The organism is Streptomyces sp. NPDC107538 (assembly GCF_055657445.1).
The window spans coordinates 464422-482224 of record NZ_JBVKAY010000005.1; the positions used below are offsets into that span (position 1 = coordinate 464422).

At 71.2% G+C, this 17803-nt stretch carries 14 protein-coding genes; 4 read left to right on the plus strand and 10 right to left on the minus strand.

Annotated features, from left to right (window positions below):
* Positions 1–14: 14 nt before the first annotated feature.
* Entirely contained in the window at positions 15–947 is a 933-nt protein-coding gene (locus tag ACZ7MG_RS20460; protein WP_471388991.1) for a nuclear transport factor 2 family protein, read from the minus strand.
* A 113-nt stretch (positions 948–1060) separates the two neighbouring features.
* On the opposite strand from ACZ7MG_RS20460, the gene ACZ7MG_RS20465 reads away from it, so the two are divergent.
* A complete protein-coding gene (locus tag ACZ7MG_RS20465) occupies positions 1061–2053 on the plus strand; it encodes an aldo/keto reductase (RefSeq protein ID WP_471388988.1) in 993 nt (330 codons plus the stop codon).
* 275 nt (positions 2054–2328) lie between these two features.
* On the opposite strand, the gene thpR is transcribed toward ACZ7MG_RS20465, so the two are convergent.
* From thpR to ACZ7MG_RS20480, 3 genes are all read right to left on the minus strand, one after another.
* Positions 2329–2901 (minus strand): RNA 2',3'-cyclic phosphodiesterase, encoded by a 573-nt coding sequence (gene thpR, locus ACZ7MG_RS20470; RefSeq protein ID WP_471388986.1) that lies wholly within the window; start codon positions 2899–2901, stop codon positions 2329–2331.
* Positions 2902–3064: 163 nt separating this feature from the next.
* Positions 3065–4717 carry an MFS transporter gene (locus ACZ7MG_RS20475; protein ID WP_471388983.1) on the minus strand — a complete coding sequence of 551 codons (1653 nt, stop codon included), beginning with the start codon at positions 4715–4717 and terminating at the stop codon, positions 3065–3067.
* Between the two features lie 197 nt (positions 4718–4914).
* A complete protein-coding gene (locus tag ACZ7MG_RS20480) occupies positions 4915–5352 on the minus strand; it encodes a MarR family winged helix-turn-helix transcriptional regulator (RefSeq protein WP_216591233.1) in 438 nt (145 codons plus the stop codon).
* Between the two features lie 186 nt (positions 5353–5538).
* On the opposite strand from ACZ7MG_RS20480, the gene ACZ7MG_RS20485 reads away from it, so the two are divergent.
* Positions 5539–5721: a ribbon-helix-helix protein, CopG family gene (locus ACZ7MG_RS20485; protein WP_086764347.1), complete on the plus strand. Its 183-nt coding sequence runs from the start codon at positions 5539–5541 to the stop codon at positions 5719–5721.
* Positions 5722–5761: 40 nt separating this feature from the next.
* On the opposite strand, the gene ACZ7MG_RS20490 is transcribed toward ACZ7MG_RS20485, so the two are convergent.
* Positions 5762–7168 carry an NCS2 family permease gene (locus ACZ7MG_RS20490; RefSeq protein ID WP_471388979.1) on the minus strand — a complete coding sequence of 469 codons (1407 nt, stop codon included), beginning with the start codon at positions 7166–7168 and terminating at the stop codon, positions 5762–5764.
* Positions 7169–7314: 146 nt separating this feature from the next.
* Between ACZ7MG_RS20490 and ACZ7MG_RS20495 the strand changes: the two genes are divergently transcribed.
* Both ACZ7MG_RS20495 and ACZ7MG_RS20500 read left to right on the plus strand, forming a co-directional pair.
* A complete protein-coding gene (locus ACZ7MG_RS20495; RefSeq protein WP_471388976.1) occupies positions 7315–7710 on the plus strand; it encodes a DUF2530 domain-containing protein in 396 nt (131 codons plus the stop codon).
* Positions 7711–7907: 197 nt separating this feature from the next.
* Positions 7908–10316, plus strand: coding sequence for an HAD-IC family P-type ATPase (locus ACZ7MG_RS20500; RefSeq protein ID WP_471388973.1), 2409 nt, complete (start codon positions 7908–7910; stop codon positions 10314–10316).
* A 52-nt stretch (positions 10317–10368) separates the two neighbouring features.
* On the opposite strand, the gene ACZ7MG_RS20505 is transcribed toward ACZ7MG_RS20500, so the two are convergent.
* From ACZ7MG_RS20505 to ACZ7MG_RS20525, 5 genes are all read right to left on the minus strand, one after another.
* Positions 10369–11217, minus strand: coding sequence for a hypothetical protein (locus ACZ7MG_RS20505; RefSeq protein WP_471388970.1), 849 nt, complete (start codon positions 11215–11217; stop codon positions 10369–10371).
* A 187-nt stretch (positions 11218–11404) separates the two neighbouring features.
* Positions 11405–12244, minus strand: a complete 840-nt coding sequence (locus ACZ7MG_RS20510) for a calcium-binding protein (RefSeq protein ID WP_471388968.1) — start codon at positions 12242–12244, stop codon at positions 11405–11407.
* Between the two features lie 134 nt (positions 12245–12378).
* Positions 12379–13167 carry a DUF5707 domain-containing protein gene (locus tag ACZ7MG_RS20515; protein WP_471388965.1) on the minus strand — a complete coding sequence of 263 codons (789 nt, stop codon included), beginning with the start codon at positions 13165–13167 and terminating at the stop codon, positions 12379–12381.
* Between the two features lie 141 nt (positions 13168–13308).
* The gene (locus tag ACZ7MG_RS20520; protein WP_471388962.1) at positions 13309–16479 is read right to left on the minus strand and encodes a sacsin N-terminal ATP-binding-like domain-containing protein; all 3171 of its coding nucleotides are present in this window, start codon (positions 16477–16479) and stop codon (positions 13309–13311) included.
* A 324-nt stretch (positions 16480–16803) separates the two neighbouring features.
* Positions 16804–17736, minus strand: a complete 933-nt coding sequence (locus tag ACZ7MG_RS20525) for a DUF3027 domain-containing protein (RefSeq protein WP_471388959.1) — start codon at positions 17734–17736, stop codon at positions 16804–16806.
* Positions 17737–17803: the final 67 nt, after the last annotated feature.

Sequence of the window (17803 nt, forward strand, 5' to 3'; positions counted from 1 at the left end):
TCGTTCGCGGGGGGTCAGAACATCGTGTTGTCGTTCGCCGATGTCTCCGGTACGTCCTGGAGCGCGTCCCAGTGCTCGACGATCTTCCCGTTCCGCACCCGGAAGAGGTCGATGACCGCCTGCCCCCGCTCCCCCGGCGCGTTCACGTAGTGGCTGTGGACGGCGACGAGGTCGCCCTCGGCGACGACGCGCTTGCGCGAGACGGTGAGGGACGGGAACTGCTGGAAGTAGGCGCCCAGACCGGCCTTCACGCCCTCCACCCCGTCGGGGATGTTCGGGTTGTGCTGGTGGTACTCACGGCCCCAGTACCTGTCGATCGCCGACAGATCCTTCCGCGCCAGCAGCCGGTCGAACGCCTTGGTCACGAGCTTCTCGTTGTACGAGGTCAGCCAGGCCGGTCCCGGCACGTCGGTGCGCGGCCGACTGACCGTGGAGAACATGTCGTTGCCGTTGGCCGAGGACTCCGGCACCTCCTGGACGACGTCCCAGTGCTCCGCGATGCGCCCGCCCTGGAACCGGAAGACGTCGAAGACGGCGGAGCCCCGACTGCCGGGTGTCAGCACGACGTTGGAGTGCACGAGCACGAGGTCGCCCTGGGCGATGACCCGCTTGACGTCGTACGCGGCGTCCGGGAACTGCTGGTTCATCATCCCGGCGAGCCCCTTCAGCGTCTCCGCCCCGTCCGGCGCGAGCGGATTGTGCTGGATGTAGTCCGGCCGCACATACCGGTCCACGACCGCCGTGTTCCCGTCCTCGAACACCCCCTTGAGGACCCGTACGGCAACGGCCTTCTGGTACTGGCCGACGCGCGCGGCATCGCCGTACGCGCCCCGTTCGGCGACCGCGCGCGGTGCCGCGACGGCCGGGACGACGGCGACGGTGGACGTGAGCGCTACGGCCGCGAGGGCGGCGACGAGGGCGCGGCGGGCAGGCGTGGTGGGGGACACGTTTCTCCTTGAAAGTTCAAGCGAGGACACTTCCCGAAGGAAAGCACTAACCCCTGGTTAGCGTCAAGATCCCGCTTGCCTAGAGCGCACTCCACCGCCTTGGCTTAGGGGTCATGAAGTACACACAGCTCGGACGCACGGGACTCAAGGTCAGCAGGCTGGTCCTCGGCACGATGAACTTCGGTCCGCAGACGGACGAAGCGGACAGCCACGCGATCATGGACGCGGCGCTGGACGCGGGCATCAACTTCTTCGACACGGCGAACGTCTACGGCTGGGGCGAGAACAAGGGCCGCACCGAGAGCATCATCGGCAACTGGTTCGCCCAGGGCGGCGAGCGCCGCGACAAGGTCGTCCTCGCGACCAAGGTCTACGGGAACATGGCCGCCGACGGCGATGCGTGGCCCAACCACGACAAGCTGTCCGCCCTCAACATCCGGCGCGCCGTGGACGCCAGCCTCAAGCGGCTGCAGACGGACTACATCGACGTCTACCAGTTCCACCACATCGACCGGGCCACCCCGTTCGACGAGATCTGGCAGGCCGTCGACGTACTGGTCCAGCAGGGCAAGATCCTCTACGCCGGCTCGTCCAACTTCCCCGGCTACAAGATCGCCCAGGCCAACGAGACCGCCGCCCGCCGCGGCGGCACCATCGGCCTCGTCAGCGAGCAGTGCCTCTACAACCTCGCCGAGCGCCGCGCCGAGATGGAGGTCGTCCCGGCCGCGCAGGAGTACGGCCTCGGGGTCATCCCCTGGTCACCGCTGCACGGCGGGCTGCTCGGCGGCGTCATCAAGAAGGAGGCCAAGCAGGGCCGCCGCGCCTCGGGCCGGGCCGCGGACGCCCTCGCCGACAGTGCCGTACGCGCCCAGGTCCAGGCGTACGAGGACCTGCTCGACAAGCACGGTCTCGAACCCGGCGAGGCCGCCCTCGCCTGGCTGCTGACCCGCCCCGGCGTCACCGGCCCGATCGTCGGCCCCCGCACGGCCCAGCAGCTCGACTCCGCGATCCGGGCGTCCGAGCTGGACCTGAGCGAGGAACTCCTGACCGCCCTGGACGAGATCTTCCCGGGCCCGGGCCCATCCCCGGAGGCCTTCGCCTGGTAACAGGGGGCGCCCTACGTCTTCAGGGGCGCGGGGAACTGCGCGAGAAGCCCCACCGGCCCGCAGCCGACCACGGCCCGCAGTTCCCCGACTCACTCACCCGGCGGTCACACACAGGGCACTCACTCACCCGGCGGTCACCTACCAAGCGCCGCCGCGAGAGCAACCACCGCGAACATCAGCACAAGCACACCGGCCATGATCCGGTTACGGGTCTTCGGGTCCACACCACCGAGCCTAACCGCCCACCCCCGGCCCCCATCGAACACCCCCGGCGGTCAGCGCCCCGCGGCCAGCGCCCACCGCCCCACCGCCTCGTACCGAGGCTGCTCCCCCGCCACCCCCGACGTCGGCAGCGCGCTGCGCACCAGCGCCAGGTCGGACACCGTCCACGTCCGCCCGGCGAAGGCGCCGAGCGCGGCGACGTACGGCCGTACGTCGAGGTCCGTCCGGCTGCGGGCCACGGTCAGATGGGGCGTGTACCGGCGGTGCTCCCCCATCGGCACCCCGGCCTTCCGCGCCGCCGCCTCCGCCCGGTCGGCCAGCAGCCGCAACGCCCCGAGGTCCCCCTCGGCCCCGGCCCACAGCGCCCGCCCGTGCCCGAACTGTCCGCCGCCGCGCACCGCCAGCGGAAACGGCGCGCTCCGCCCCGCGGCCCGCTCCAGCCGCCGCGTCAGCTCCGGTACGACGTCCTCCTCGACCTCTCCGTAGAAGGCGAGCGTGAAGTGCCAGCCGGGCGACGCGGTCCACCGCAACCGGTCCGCACCGGGCAGCCCCTTCAACTCCCCGACCAGCAGGCCGAGTTCCTCGACGACCTCATCGGGCGGCAGCACAGCGGCGAAGAGTCTCATGCCCGCCACCCTCCCACCGCGCCCCGTCAGGGGCGCGGGGAACGGCGCGCCGAGCCACGACGGCGCGGCAGCCGCCGAAGACGCGGCGCGGCACCCCTTTCGGCGTCGGCCGACCCAGCGGAGCGCGACCCGGCGGAGCGCGACCCCGGCGGAGCGCGACCGCTCAGACGGGCACCGACTCCTTCTTCCCAGCCCGCTCCCGGGCCAGAACCCGCACCCGGGGAACCCGGGGATGCCCCTGGTTCCACCCCACCGACAGCCGCATCCCACCGGCCCTGACGAGGATCAGACCCACGACGACCGTGGCGACCGTGGCGACGACACCGCCGGCGACGAAGCCGATCCGGGCGCCGTACGCGTCGGTGGCCCAGCCGGCGATCGGCGCGCCCAGCGGCGTACCGCCGAGGAAGACCATCATGTAGAGGGCCATGACCCGGCCGCGCATCACGGGATCGGTGTTCATCTGGATCGCCGTGTTGGTGGTGACGTTCACGGTCAGCCCGAACATCCCTATCGGGACCATGAGCAGGGCGAAGATCCAGTACGCCGGTGCCAGCGCGGCCACGATCTCCAGCAGGCCGAAGGCGAGCGCGCCCCCGATCAGCACGCGCATCCGGGCGGTGCCGCGGCGGGCCGCGAGCAGGGCGCCGGAGACGGAGCCGACCGCCATGAGCGTGTTGAAGAGGCTGTACGCGCCGGCGTCGGCGTGGAACACGTCGTCCGCGTACGCCGACAGCCAGACGGGGAAGTTGAAGCCGAAGGTGCCGATGAAGCCGACGAGGACGATGGGCCACAGCAGCTCGGGGCGTCCGGCCACATAGCGCAGGCCCTCGCGGAGCTGGCCCTTGGCGCGGGGGGCGCGGCGGACGGGGTGCAGCTCGCGGGTCCGCATCAGCAGCAGGCCGGTGATGGGGGCGATGAAGGAGAGGCCGTTGTAGAGGAAGGCCCAGCCCGTGCCGACGGTGGTGATCAGCACACCGGCGACGGCGGGGCCGACGAGGCGGGCCGACTGGAAGTTCGCCGAGTTCAGGCTGACCGCGTTCTGCAGCTGCTCCGGCCCGACCATCTCCGACACGAACGACTGCCGGGCCGGGTTGTCCACCACGGTGGCCATGCCCATGGCGAAGGCGGCCACATACACGTGCCACACCTGGACCTGGCCGGAGAGCGTCAGCGCGGCGAGCGCCAGCCCCGTGACCGCCATCGACGTCTGCGTCAGGAACAGCAGCCGCCGCTTCGGGAACCGGTCGACCAGCACCCCGCCGTACAGCCCGAACAGCAGCATCGGCAGGAACTGCAGCGCCATCGTCACCCCGACGGCCGTCGACGCCCCCGTCAGACTCAGCACCAGCCAGTCCTGCGCGATCCGCTGCATCCACGTGCCGATGTTCGACACGACCTGCCCGAGAAAGAACAGCCGATAGTTCCGCACCCGCAACGACCGGAACATGGACACCCGTTCACGGCCAGCCGGGCCCTTGGGGGCGTCCGCCGGAGGACCGGGGGCGACGGGGGCTGAACCGGCGGCGGCAGAGACATCGGCCGGGACCTCGGGGCCGACCGGCGAAGGCCCCGGGCCGACCGGCGCGAAATCGGGGCCGATCGGCGGGAGATCGGCGGTCTCGGCCGCCTCGGGTACCGCCCGGGAGGCCTCGGAGGCCTCGGCGGCGTCAAGCGGGTCGGCGGGGGCCGGGGCCCCGGACTTCGCGGGGCCGGTGGTATCCGGCGGTGCCTCCCGTACGTCGGTGGGGGGCGGCGGGGGCTCGTGGGCGGGCGGGGGTGCGGGGACGGAAGGTGTTCCGGGGCCCGTACTCAAAGGGGTTCGCCTCCTTGCGTGACACGTGTGTACGTCGTGCGGTTGCGTAAGCCTCACCGCTCCTGTTCTGTCTGCTGGTTTTCGGCTCGGCCCATGCCCACCCCCAGGCGGCGCACGGGCTGTCGGCAGGGGCGTACCGGCGGTCGATCCGGCGTGCCCGACCGGCTCCGGCGCGCACCCGGCGGCCGGGCGCGGGATCAGAGGTGCGCGAGCTTCTCCAGCACCGGCGCGGCGGTCCGGAGCGCGGCCCACTCCTCCTCGTCGAGCCCCTCGACCAGCGTGGCGAGGAACGCGTTCCGCTTGCGCCGGCTCTCCTCCAACATCGCCTCGGCCCGCTCGGTCTGGGTGACCACCTTCTGCCGCCGGTCCTCGGGATGCGGCTCCAGCTTCACCAGCCCCTTGCTCTCCAGCAGGGCGACGATCCGGGTCATCGACGGCGGCTGCACATGCTCCTTGCGGGCCAGCTCACCGGGGGTGGCGGTGCCGCAGCGGGCGAGGGTGCCGAGCACCGACATCTCGGTCGGGCTCAGCGACTCGTCGACCCTCTGGTGCTTGAGCCGTCGGGACAGGCGCATCACGGCGGAACGGAGGGCGTTCACAGCGGCCTCGTCGTCGCCATGGTTCAGGTCAGGCATGTTCTTTAGCGTAACTCATTACTCTCGCTAAAGACCACCGGAACTCCACACCCGTGCCCGTGAGACCCGCCACTCACGCCGACATGCCTGCCGATTCACACCGATCCAGCCCTCACGTCACTCATATGAGTGACTAGTACGCAGAACGTGACACGACAGAACAGTGCACACCTGACCCTCGTACACATGGGGACCACTGTGCTCAGCCTGCGGATAGACGAGGAGCTGCTCGAACGGCTCCGGACCCACGCGGCGAAAAGGGGAATGAGCGTCCAGGACTATGTCATCGGGACGCTCATTCGGGACGACTTCGACGAGCGGTTCCAGACCGCCGTCGAGGAGACGGAGAAGTTCTACGGGGTGACCTGAGGGGCCGGGGTCAGGGGGACCCCGGGAGCCTGCGGGCGGCTCACGTCAGACCCAGCGCCGGCATCAGGTAGTAGAAGCCGAAGACCGCCGCCACCACGTACATCGCGACCGGAACCTCGCGTCCACGCCCCGCGGCCAGGCGCAGCACGACGAAGGTGATGAAGCCCATGCCGATGCCGTTGGTGATCGAGTAGGTGAACGGCATCATCACCATCGTCACGAACGCCGGAATCGCGATCGTATAGTCGGCCCAATCGATCTCGCGGACGGAGTTCGCGAGGATCAGGAACCCGACCGCGAGCAGCGCCGGGGTCGCCGCCTGGGAGGGCACCATCGTGGCGACCGGCGTCAGGAACAGCGCGACCGCGAACAGCGCACCGGTCACCACATTCGCGAAGCCGGTGCGCGCCCCCTCGCCCACCCCCGCCGTCGACTCCACGAAGCAGGTCGTGGCGGACGAGGAGCTGGCACCACCGGCCGCGACGGCGATGCCGTCGACGAAGAGCACCTTGTTGATCCCCGGCAGCTGACCGTCCGCGTCGGTCAGCTTCGCCTCGTCACCGACGCCCATGATCGTGCCCATCGCGTCGAAGAAGCACGACAGCAGGACCGTGAAGACGAAGAGGACGCCGGTCAGCACACCCACCTTCGCGAAGCCGCCGAAGAGACTGACCTCTCCGATCAGCCCGAAGTCGGGGGTCGCGACCGGGTTGCCGGGCCACTTCGGCGTCGTCAGCCCCCAGGCCCCGGCCGGCAGCTTGGCGACGGCCTCGACGACCACCGCGAGCAGTGTCATCGCGACGATCGAGATCAGGATCGCCCCCGGCACCTTGCGCACGATCAGCGCGAGCGTCAGCAGCGCGCCGAGGACGAAGACGAGCACCGGCCAGCCGTTCAGATGCCCGGTCGCGCCCAGCTGCAGCGGCACGGTGGTGTGCGCGGCGTCCGGGATACGGGTGACGAAACCGGAGTCCACCAGCCCGATCAGCATGATGAACAGACCGATACCGATGGAGATGCCCTTGCGCAGACCCAGCGGCACGGCGTTCATGACCCGCTCCCGCAGCCCCGTCGCCACCAGCAGCATCACGATGAAACCGGCCAGCACGACCATGCCCATCGCGTCCGGCCACGACATCCGCGGCGCGAGCTGCAACGCGACGACCGTGTTCACGCCGAGGCCCGCCGCCAGCGCGATCGGCACATTGCCGATGACCCCCATGAGGAGCGTGGTGAAGGCGGCGGTGATCGCGGTCGCGGTGACCAGCTGGCCGTAGTCCAACTGATGCCCGTACATGTCCTTCGCGCTGCTCAGGATGATCGGGTTCAGCACGATGATGTACGCCATCGCGAAGAAGGTGGCGAAACCGCCTCGGATCTCACGCGACAGCGTGCTGCCGCGTTCCGTGATCCGGAAGTAGCGGTCGAAGGAGCCCTGCGGGGACATACGAGACCTCATCCCCCACCGATCCCCCGACCGTTGGAGTTTTCTACGAACAGAAGTAGCCAATCAGAAACCGTTTCAGTATGAACATACATGGCCGGTAAAGCCATCTCCGCGCGTAGACCCCGACGCCTCGTAAGCTGTGCCCCATGGCGAAGTGGACCCCCAAGCACGAGGCACCGGAGCCCCTGGAGGGCCCCGTGGTGCCGGTCATCATCGGCGGCACGATCCTCTGGCTCGTCCTCTTCGTCGTCCAGCTCCCCTTCTACGGCTGGTACGACGACCACGGCCACACCTGGTGGATCTGGACCTGCCTCGCGGGCGGCGGCCTCGGCTTCATCGGCATCTACTACGTCCGCCGCCGCGACGCCGCGATCAAGCGCGACGCGGCCCGCAGGGCGGTGACGGAGACAAAGGCCGCGGAGGCCGCCGAGACCAAGGCCCACGCGAAGGCCGCCGAAGCCGACCGCATCGCGGCCGAGGCCACCGACGCCGACGCCGACGCCGACGCCGACGATGTGACGGCGCGCCCCGCAGGCAGCTGAGCCGTCCGGCGACGTAGACGTAGAAGCACCGCCCCCCACCCCTTGAGCCCGTCCGGCGATTGAGGACGAGCCCGAAGGGCGACAGCGGGGGCCCGGGGGCGGCAGCCCCCGGAGTCCGGCATCGACCGAGGGCACCCACTCAACCCCCGGCCCACAACACCCGGCACAACGGCGGAGCCCCACGTACCGTCGAATGCATGACGCACATCGACGCGGGTACCGAGCTCGATCCTGTGCACCCCACCCCCGCCCCGGCCACCGCACCACCGGGGCGGGCCCGTGGCCTGACGGCCGCCGAGGTGGCCGAACGCGTCACCCGCGGCGAGGTCAACGACGTACCCGTACGGAGCAGCCGCTCCCTGGTGGACATCGTCCGCGCGAACGTCTTCACCCGGTTCAACGCGATCATCGGCGTCCTCTGGGTGATCATGCTGGCCGTCGCGCCGATCCAGGACAGCCTGTTCGGCTTCGTGATCCTGGCCAACACCGGCATCGGCATCATCCAGGAGTGGCGGGCGAAGAAGACCCTCGACTCCCTCGCGGTGATCGGCGAGGCGAGACCGACGGTCCGCCGGGACGGGGCCGCCACGTCCGTCGGCACCTCCGACATCGTCCTCGGGGACCTGATCGAGATCGGCCCCGGCGACAAGGTCGTCGTCGACGGCGAGTGCGTCGAGACCGACGGCCTGGAGATCGACGAGTCCCTGCTCACCGGCGAGGCCGACCCCGTCGTCAAGCAGCCCGGCGACCAGGTGATGTCGGGCAGCTTCGTGGTCGCGGGCGGCGGCGCGTTCACCGCCACGAAGGTCGGCCGGGAGGCCTACGCCGCCCAGCTGGCCGAGGAGGCGAGCCGCTTCACCCTCGTCCACTCGGAACTGCGCTCCGGCATCTCCACCATCCTCAAGTACGTGACGTGGATGATGATCCCCACCGCGATCGGCCTGATCATCAGCCAACTGATCGTGAAGGAGAACGACTTCAAGGACTCCGTCGCCCGCACGGTCGGCGGCATCGTCCCGATGGTCCCCGAAGGCCTCGTCCTGCTCACCTCCGTCGCCTTCGCGATCGGGGTGATCCGCCTCGGCCGCAAGCAGTGCCTGGTGCAGGAACTCCCGGCGATCGAGGGCCTGGCCCGCGTCGACACCGTCTGCCTCGACAAGACGGGCACCCTCACCGAGGGCGGCATGGACGTCACCGAGCTGCGCCCCCTCAACGGGACGGACGAGGCGTACGTACGCAAGGTCCTCGGCGCGCTCGGTGAATCGGACCCGCGCCCGAACGCCTCCCTCCGGGCCGTCATCGACGCCTACCCGGACAGCGAGGACTGGCGGTGCACGGAGTCGCTGCCGTTCTCCTCGGCCCGCAAGTACAGCGGCGCGTCCTTCGGCGAGGGTGGCGGCGAGTCCAGCACCTGGCTGCTCGGCGCCCCCGACGTCCTGCTCCCCGAGGACGACCCGGCCCTCACCGAAACCGAACGGCTGAACGAGGAGGGGCTACGAGTCCTGCTGCTGGCCCGGGTCACCCGCGCACTGGACGACCCCGAGGTCGCCACCGGCGCCCACCCCACCGCCCTCGTCGTCCTCGAACAGCGGCTGCGCCCCGACGCCGCCGACACCCTGCGCTACTTCGAGGAGCAGAACGTCCGCGCGAAGGTCATCTCCGGCGACAACGCGGTGTCGGTGGGCGCGGTCGCCGGAAAGCTCGGCCTCAGCGGCGAGGTCGTCGACGCCCGCCGGCTGCCCGCCGAGCGGGCCGAGATGGCGACGGCCCTCGACTCGGGCACCGTCTTCGGCCGCGTGACCCCCCAGCAGAAGCGGGACATGGTCGGCGCGCTCCAGTCGCACGGCCACACGGTCGCGATGACCGGCGACGGCGTGAACGACGTGCTCGCCCTCAAGGACGCCGACATCGGGGTGTCGATGGGCTCGGGCTCGGAGGCGACACGGGCGGTGGCCCAGATCGTCCTGCTCAACAACAGCTTCGCGACGCTGCCGTCGGTGGTCGCGGAGGGCCGCCGGGTGATCGGCAACATCACGCGCGTGGCGACCCTCTTCCTGGTGAAGACGGTCTACTCGGTGCTGCTGGCCGTCCTGGTGGTCTGCTGGCAGGTGGAGTACCCCTTCCTCCCCCGCCACCTCACCCTGCTCTCCACCCTCACGATCGGCGTCCCGGCGTTCTTCCTGGCCCTCGCCCCCAACAAGGAGCGGGCGAGACCGCACTTCGTCCGGCGGGTGATGCGCTACTCGATCCCGGGCGGCGTCCTGGCGGCCGTGGCCACCTTCGTCACCTACCTGATCGCCCGCCACCACTACACGGGCGACGGCGCGCTGGAGGCGGAGACCAGCGCCGCCACCCTCACGCTCTTCCTGATCTCCATGTGGGTGCTGGCCATCATCGCCCGCCCCTACACCTGGTGGCGCCTCGGCCTGGTCGCCGCGATGGCCGCCTGCTTCGTCGTGGTCCTCGTCGTCCCCTGGCTCCAGGACTTCTTCGCCCTGCGCCTGGTCGGTACGACGATGCCGTGGACCGCGGTCGCCATCGCGGCCGGGGCCGCGGCGGCCCTGGAGTTCCTGTGGAGGTGGGTGGACCGCCGCTTCCCCGCATGAACGAGCCTGTCCCGGGCCCTACTTCACGCCTGGCCCTACTTCACGCCTGGCTCTACTTCACGTCGACGTAATCGCCCCTGGCGCTGACCGGCGCCGTCGTGGTCACACCGGCGTAGCTGAAGCGCCAGTAGCCGTCGTACCGGGCGGTGCCGGTGGCCTTCACATTGCCGGAGGCGTCCGAGTAGACCGTCTTGACGGTGGTGTACGTGCTGGTGCCGGCCTTGCGGAACTGCAGCTTGACCGGCTGCTTGGCGAAGGCCTTGTAGGTGTGGCTCTGCCAGTCGGCGCGGGTGAGCTTGCCCGTCGCGGTGACCGTCTTGCCCTTGGTGACCGGCTCCGGCCCGGCGTTGACGGTCAGCTTGGAGAGCCGCTGGACGAGGGTGGAGCCGAGGCCGCCCTGCTCCTTGTACCCGAGCTTGCTGTAGTCGATCTTGTCGCTGGTGGGGTCCTGGCCGTTGAAGGCGATGGCGTCGGCGCCCGCCTTCCAGGCCCCGGCCTGCGAGTTGAGCAGATCGCCCTCGCCCGGCCGGATGTCGATGGTGCCGGTGCAGCTCTCCGTGGTCGAGGTGACGACCTTGCAGGTGGCGAAGTCGTCACCGAAGAGCTGCGGGGTGTCGTCATCGCCGAAGGTGCCGTGGTACAGGAAGGGCTCGACGAAGAAGTCCTTCGCGGTGACCTTGACCGTGCTGCCGTGGGTCAGCGTGAACGAGACCGCCGTGCTGACCGTGCCGCCGATGCCGACCTTGACGGACTTGGCAACCTTGAAGTTCGAGAAGCTGACGTTCAGCGTGTACGGCGTGCCGCTCGTCGCGGCCGCGTCGGCGGCCTGCGCGGACGGCACGGCGAGGGCGGAGAGGGCCAGGGCGCCGAAGGCGGCTGCCGCGGTGGCTCTTGTGCGCATGCGTTCCCCAGGTGGAGAAAGAGTGATCGTGGGACCTTTTGGCCCGGATGATCAGAACACGCGTTCCCCACGCTCCCCGATCCCTTAAGTCACCTCTTACGAAAGTCCGACTCCCGCCTTACGGAAAAGGCGCCGGCCCCGGGAATCCCGGAGCCGACGCCCTGTCTCACCTACCGCCGCCCGCGACCTACTTCACGTCGACGGCGTCGCCCGCGGAGGTCACGGCGGGCGTGGTGGAGGTGCCCGCGAACACGTAGCGGAACGTACCGTCGGCGGACGCCTTGACGGTGGTCTTCAGCGCACCGCCGGAGCCCGACTTGACCGTCTTGACGTCCTTGTAGACGGACGTGCCCTTCTTCTTGAACTGCAGCTTCACCGACTGGCTGGTGTAGCCCGCGTACTTGAGCGTGTCCCAGTTGGCGCGCGTCAGCTTGCCGGTGACCGTGATGGTCTTGCCCTTCTTGACCGGCTCGGGAGCGGCGTTGACGGTCAGCGCGGAGGCGCGCTTCACGCTGGCCGTGGAGTACTTCTCCTTGATGATGTAGTCGCCGTCGTTGGCCGCGGCACCGGCCCAGACGTGCCACTTACCGGCCAGGACGTTGCCGTAGATGTTCTCGTTCGGGTCGGCGACGACGGTCACCTTGCAGGTGGAGGTGGTCGCGTTGACCACGGTGCAGGTGCCGTTCTCCGCGTCCGGGGCCACCACTCCCACGACGTCGCCGGAGTCGATGTCGTCGCCCTTCCACAGGAAGGCGTAGCCGTCCTCGATGCCCGACGGGTCGGTCGCGGTGACCGAGATGGTCACGCTCTTCTTCTTGGAGGTGCCGACGACGATGTCCTTGCCACCGTTGACGGTGACCTTCTTGATGACGGTGTCGCCGACGATCTCGTCCGCGACGGCCCCGAACGGGGTGGCCGCCGCGAGGCTGCCGGGTACCGGCGCCTCATCGGCCTGCGCGGCCGGAACGGCGAAGGCGGACAGGGCGAGTGCGCCGGAGACGGCGATGACAGTGGCACGCTTACGCATGTTTCCCCCGGTGGAGAGGTGGGCCCGACGGTCGTCGTCACGTGGGCCGGGTGATCGCGGGTCGGTCGACCCGCGGGCTATGCGGGTGGGGGACGCCCCGGTGCGCCCGGCACGTCCCCCGGCGGTCGCCCGCCCTACTTCACGTCGATGGCGTCGGCCGCCGAGGTCACGGCCGCCGTGCCCGAGCTGCCGGCGAAGACGTAACGGTACGAACCGTCCGCGGACGCCTTGACCGTGGTCTTCAGGGCGCCCGTGGAGGACGACTTGACCGACTTGACGTCCTTGTAGGTGGACGTGCCCGCCTTCTTGAACTGCAGCTTCGCCGACTGGCCGCCGTACGCCGGGAACTTCTCGGTGTCCCAGTTGGCGCGGGTCAGCTTGCTGGTGACCGTGATGGTCTTGCCCTTCTTGACCGGCTCCGGAGAGGCGTTGGCGCCGGTGAGCTTCGTCTGGCGCTGGATCTTGAAGGTCTTGGCCGGGTCCTTCTCGACGTTGTCGTCGTCGTTGGCCCAGGCGAACGCCCAGGCCTTCCAGGTGCCGGCCACCGAGTTGATCAGGTTCTCCTGCGTCTCGACGGTGAAGCTCGCCTTGCAGGACGCCGTCGTGGAGTTCACCTTCGTGCAGGTGGCGCGGCTCTTGTCATTGCCGTTGGCGACGGCGCCGCTGTCGGAGGTGTCCAGGCTCGCGCCGTGGTACAGGACCACGGTGACGTCCTTCAGGCTGATGCCCGAGTCGTCCGAGGCATTGAAGGAGACCGTGAAGGTCTTCTTGCCGGTACCCACGACGACCGACTTACCGCCGTTGACCACGACGTTGGAGATCTTCGTGTCCCCGGCGGTCGGAGCGGCCTGCGCGGCCGGGGCGACGAAAGCGGTCAGGGCCAGGGCGCCGGTGACGGCCCCCACGATGGCACGCTTGTGCAATGTTTTCCCCACGTTGTGTCTGGAGAGCCGGATGGCTCACCAGACCAGACACGGGACGCATGGGAATGGTTGTACGAGTTGTGAAGAAGCGTTGCGATTGTTGCGCAGATCACATCGCATAGGTTTACCCGGCGGCGCCCCTCAGTCGAACCAGCGGTCCCGGGCCAACTCCGCCGTCCTGGACGGGTCTTCGAGCAGAGCCGCGACCTCGAAGCGGCGGGGCCACTGGCCCGCCGCCCAGGCGAGACCGGCCGCGACGCCCTCCAGGGTGGCGGCGTGCAGGACACCGTCCCGGGTGCGGCGCCAGTCCAACTCGACACCGTCCACGACCAGTTCCTCGTGCTCGACGTAGGAGGAAGGGGTGGCCGGGCCCAGCAGGACCCGCACCGGCTCCGGTACGTCGTGCGCCGTGCCCTGTGAGTCCACCTCGCCCGTCACCGACTCGCTGAGCCGCCGCACCTGGAACAGTTCGGCCAGCTCGGCGGCCCGGGACGGCCGTACGGGGAGCAGGGGCACCCCGGAGGTGAACGGCAACAGGTCGGGCGAGTCGACGACCACGGCGTCGGCCGCGTCCACGACGGTCACCTCGCCGTCCATCACCGCGCGCAACTCATCCGGAAGAGTGACCTGTTCGGGGTCAAGGTCGGCCAACGCCCCGTACAGCCCGTGCAGTTGGGCGGCGCCCACCGGCAGGTCCGGGTCGGCCAGGCGGTCCAGCAGTTCGGCGGCGCCGCCCGGTTCGTCGAGCAGCGCGGCCACCGAGGTGCGGACGCCGAGCGCCCGCAGGACCTGCTCGTCGTCGAAGCCGGTGGCGTCGGCCTCGTCGTACAGGCCGTGCAGCAGCGGGTCGCCGCCGGCCGCGAGGAGGCCCGCCGGGCGGCGGCCGTCGAGGACCGGGTGCCCGCGCAGCCACCAGGCGGTGTAGGGGCGGACGACCTCGTGCGTGCCGTCCGGGAGCAGCACGCGCACCGGCTGTACGAGGGCGTCGCGCAGCGGCGGCTTCGCGAGCAGGGCGAGCGCCTCCGGCCAGCGGTCCTCGTCGACGAGGTCCAGGTCGCGCACGGCCACGATCTCCGTCGCGACCGGCGGTACGGGGCTGTCCGGGAACCGGTCGAGGATGTCCTCGGACCACACGTCCACCGCGTCCAGCAGCCCGGCGTCGTCGGGTTCGGCGAAGTCCCCGTCGCGCGGCTCCAGTTCGTCCGGGTCGAGGACGACATCGGTGGCGCGGACGAGGGCGAAGTTCGCCAGAACTCCGCAGGCGGCCAAGGGCTGTTCGCCCCAGCGGTCGGCCAGTTCGGCGTCCACGAAGGCGAGTTCGTCCTCGCGCATGACGCGGGCGAAGGGGCTGCCGGGGAGGACGAGTTCACCGGCGGGCGCCAGTTCGCCGTCCTCGTCGGTGAGGGCGAGGGCGCCGAGCCAGGGCTCGTCACCGGGGTCGAGGGCCGCGTCACGGACCAACGCGAGGACCAGGTCCGCCAGTTCGTCGGCGTCCGGCCGGCCGTCCTCCTCGTCCCACACCCCGCCGTCGTCGTCCAGGGACGCGGCCACGGCCGCCCGTACCTGCGGGGTGGTGAGCACGGCGCGCGGGGTCGCGGGCAGCGCGCCCAGCTTCTCCAGGAGCGGGTGCGCGGCATCCGGGTGCGCGACCTTGAGGCCCAGGCGGGCGAGGGTCTCGGGGGCTGTCTGCGGGCCGTCGGGGGTGGGGAGCAGCACCTGCCGGGGGCCGATGGTCGTGCGCCCGTCGGCAAGCGGCACCGGGAGGCCGGAGAGCCGGTCCGGGTCGACCCCGGCGAGGCTGTCGTAGAGCCGCCGCCACCAGTCGGGGGCCTTCTCCAGGCCCGCGAGCCGGTCGATGGCGTCGCCCAGCGGCAGGCGCGCGACGCCCAGCGTGCGCAGCTCCACGCGCCGTTCGAGCCCGGCGGGCAGCAGGCTGGGGAGCACGTCGGCGAGGACCCGTACGGTCTCGGCACCCGCCCCCTCGACGACCTCGGCGTCCCGGGGCCGGATGGCCACGGACGGCTCGGAGATGTCGGGCAATCCCGAAATATCATCCGGCTCGTCGTCGGGTTCCGGGGCCACCGCGCGCGGCAGGAAGGCGGTCCGCGGCAGCCGCTCCAGGATCGCCTGGCGCAGCGCCCCGTCCAGTTCCCCCTTGCCCAGCGGGCCGGGTACGAGGTCGATGATCCCCTCGCCCACCGGTTCCCAGGCGGCGAGCAGCCCGGCGTACGCGTCGGCCGCGCGCTGCACCAGGAAGTCGGTGAGCGGCCCGGGCGCCGTGTGCCGCCGGGTGGTGTCCAGCGGGAAGGAGGCGATGAGCAGCGCGGGAACGCCGAGGGCCTCGTCGCTGGGCGTGGGCGCGTGCACGACGGGGCTGGTGCGCGGCCGGACCGGCGCCCCCTCGGGCCCGGTCGGTACGGCCCAGGTGACGGACCAGTACGGGCGCAGCCGCTCCTCGACGGGCCGCTCGGCGAGCAGCTCGGCCTCGATCGACCCGTGCTCGGCGGCCGTGCGCCAGCGCGTGACCCCGTCCCGCGAGTCCTCGACGACGACGTACGCCCCCTCCACGCGCCGTCGCAGCGTCCGCGCCTCATCGGCGCCGACCTCGATGACGACCTCGTCGAGGCCGGGCAGGGCGAGCAGCAGCGCGTCGTCGACCGCGTGCAGCAGCCGCTCGGCGAGATCGGCGGCGGCGGTGTCGCGCAGCGGCAGGATGACGACGGTGTCGTACGTGTCCGGGGCGGAGCCCTCGGCCGCGAACGGCAGCCGCAGCAGCGGCACATGGCCGTCCCGGCGGCGGATCTCGTCCCCCAGGCCGGGGCTGTGCCGGGCGGTGTCGGCGGCGAGCAGCCGGGCCTCGGCGAGCGACCAGCGGATACCGCCGTGCCGCCCGACGACGGCGGGCTCGTCGGTGACGGAGAGCACGGCGGCGAAGCCGACACCGAACCGGCCCACGGCACCGCCGGCCCCGTCCGCGGGTTCCCGCTTCGCGGACGCCCGGAGCGTGGACAGCGACTCGACGCCGCCCGCGTCCAACGGGGCGCCGGTGTTGGCGGCGACGAGGACACCGTCGCGCAGGGTCAGCCGCAGCCGCCCCGGGACCTTGGCGCGAGCCGCCGCGTCGGCGGCGTTCTGCGCCAGCTCCACGACGAGCCGGTCCCGGTAGCCGCCGAGGACGAGGTCCTCCTCGGCGTTGGCGTCCTCACGGAACCGGGCCGGGCTGGTGGCCCAGGCGTCGAGCACGCCCCGCCGCAGCCGAGCCGTCCCGAACGGGTCCGCGCCCTCGGCCGCCGGTCGCACGAACTTGCTCACGGTCACTTCTCCCTGTCGCCTGGTGCCCCCGAAGGTACCGGGTCGCTGCGCTGCTTGGGCCGGGCGCCCAGGGGGGTGGGGGGTAGCTGGTACGTGGGCGGGTGCGGGTCCGGTGGGGGCTGGTCGCGCAGTTCCCCGCGCCCCTGAAAAGCAGGGGCTACGCCCCATGCTTTTCAGCCCGCCGCCCCGCCGCCTTCCAACCCGCCGCCCCGCCGCCTTTCAGGCCCGCAGGGCCTGGTTTTTCAGGGGCGCGGGGAACTGCGCGAGAAGCCCCACCGGAGCCGCACCCGCCAACCGAACCCGCCCCCCGAGCTATGAGGCGCCCTACGAATGCCCCAGGTCGGCCTCGGAGTCAGCCTCCTCCGCGCCCACGGACACCGACCCGGAATCGGGCGACGGCCGCAGCGGGAAGGGATCCACCCGGGTCTCGTCGAGCCGCGGCGGCGCCGGCCGGGGCGGGGCCGGCATGACCGCCGCCTCGGAGTGCCCCCCGCACCCGTACGTCAGCGACACCATCCGCCCGTCCGCCGGAGCGAACTCGTTCGCGCACACCCCGAAGGCCTGCCCCAGCGACCCACCGATCGGCACGAGGAATCCACAGCTCACACACGCGGCGGGCGCGGCCTGCGCCATCGCGGTCTTCGCCCCGAACCCCTCCTCCCACCGGTCCGCGGCCGTGTGCAGCCCGTACCGGGACAGGACGCGGGCCCGCCGCATCCCCAGTTCCTCGGCGACCGCGGCGATCGACCCACGGGTCGGCGCGAACGGCAGGTTCGCCGGCACCCCACCGGTGACCTCGGCGTCCTCCGCCTCCACCAGCTCGGCCATGTCGTGCGAGACCGGCGAGTTCGGCAGCGGCTCGTCCTCGCCGGAGAACCCGGGCTCCAGCCGCAGATCCTCGGCGTCCGTGGGCAGCAGATCGCCGGGGCCCATGTCACCGGGCCGCAGCCGCTCGCTCCACGGCACCCACTCCGGCGCGAGCAGCGCGTCGGGGCCGGGCAGCAGCACGACCTCGTCCAGCGTCACGAACTTCGCGCGGGAGGCACGGGCGACGGTGACGGCCCAGCGCCAGCCCCGGTAGCCCATCTCCTTGCATTCGAAGAAGTGCGTCACGACCCGGTCGCCCTCGGAGACGAGCCCCGCGTGCTCGCCGACCACGCCTGGCGCGGCGGCCTCCTCGGCGGCGGAGCGGGCGAGGTCGACGGCCTCGGCGCACAGACGGTCGGGGGTGCGGCTTCGCGTTGTCGCTGCGCTCACAGGTATCGCTTCTCTCCTACGCCGTCTCACGAGTGCGCCTCCCTCGGCGGGGGGTGCGGACGGAGCG

Excerpts from the sequence above, each read along its gene's own strand:
- ACZ7MG_RS20505 (WP_471388970.1), bottom strand. The coding sequence starts at position 11,217 with ATGCGCACAAGAGCCACCGCGGCAGCCGCCTTCGGCGCCCTGGCCCTC.
- ACZ7MG_RS20485 (WP_086764347.1), top strand. The coding sequence starts at position 5,539 with ATGGGGACCACTGTGCTCAGCCTGCGGATAGACGAGGAGCTGCTCGAA.
- ACZ7MG_RS20510 (WP_471388968.1), bottom strand. The coding sequence starts at position 12,244 with ATGCGTAAGCGTGCCACTGTCATCGCCGTCTCCGGCGCACTCGCCCTG.
- ACZ7MG_RS20480 (WP_216591233.1), bottom strand. The coding sequence starts at position 5,352 with ATGCCTGACCTGAACCATGGCGACGACGAGGCCGCTGTGAACGCCCTC.
- thpR (WP_471388986.1), bottom strand. The coding sequence starts at position 2,901 with ATGAGACTCTTCGCCGCTGTGCTGCCGCCCGATGAGGTCGTCGAGGAA.
- ACZ7MG_RS20500 (WP_471388973.1), top strand. The coding sequence starts at position 7,908 with ATGACGCACATCGACGCGGGTACCGAGCTCGATCCTGTGCACCCCACC.
- ACZ7MG_RS20465 (WP_471388988.1), top strand. The coding sequence starts at position 1,061 with ATGAAGTACACACAGCTCGGACGCACGGGACTCAAGGTCAGCAGGCTG.
- ACZ7MG_RS20490 (WP_471388979.1), bottom strand. The coding sequence starts at position 7,168 with ATGTCCCCGCAGGGCTCCTTCGACCGCTACTTCCGGATCACGGAACGC.
- ACZ7MG_RS20495 (WP_471388976.1), top strand. The coding sequence starts at position 7,315 with ATGGCGAAGTGGACCCCCAAGCACGAGGCACCGGAGCCCCTGGAGGGC.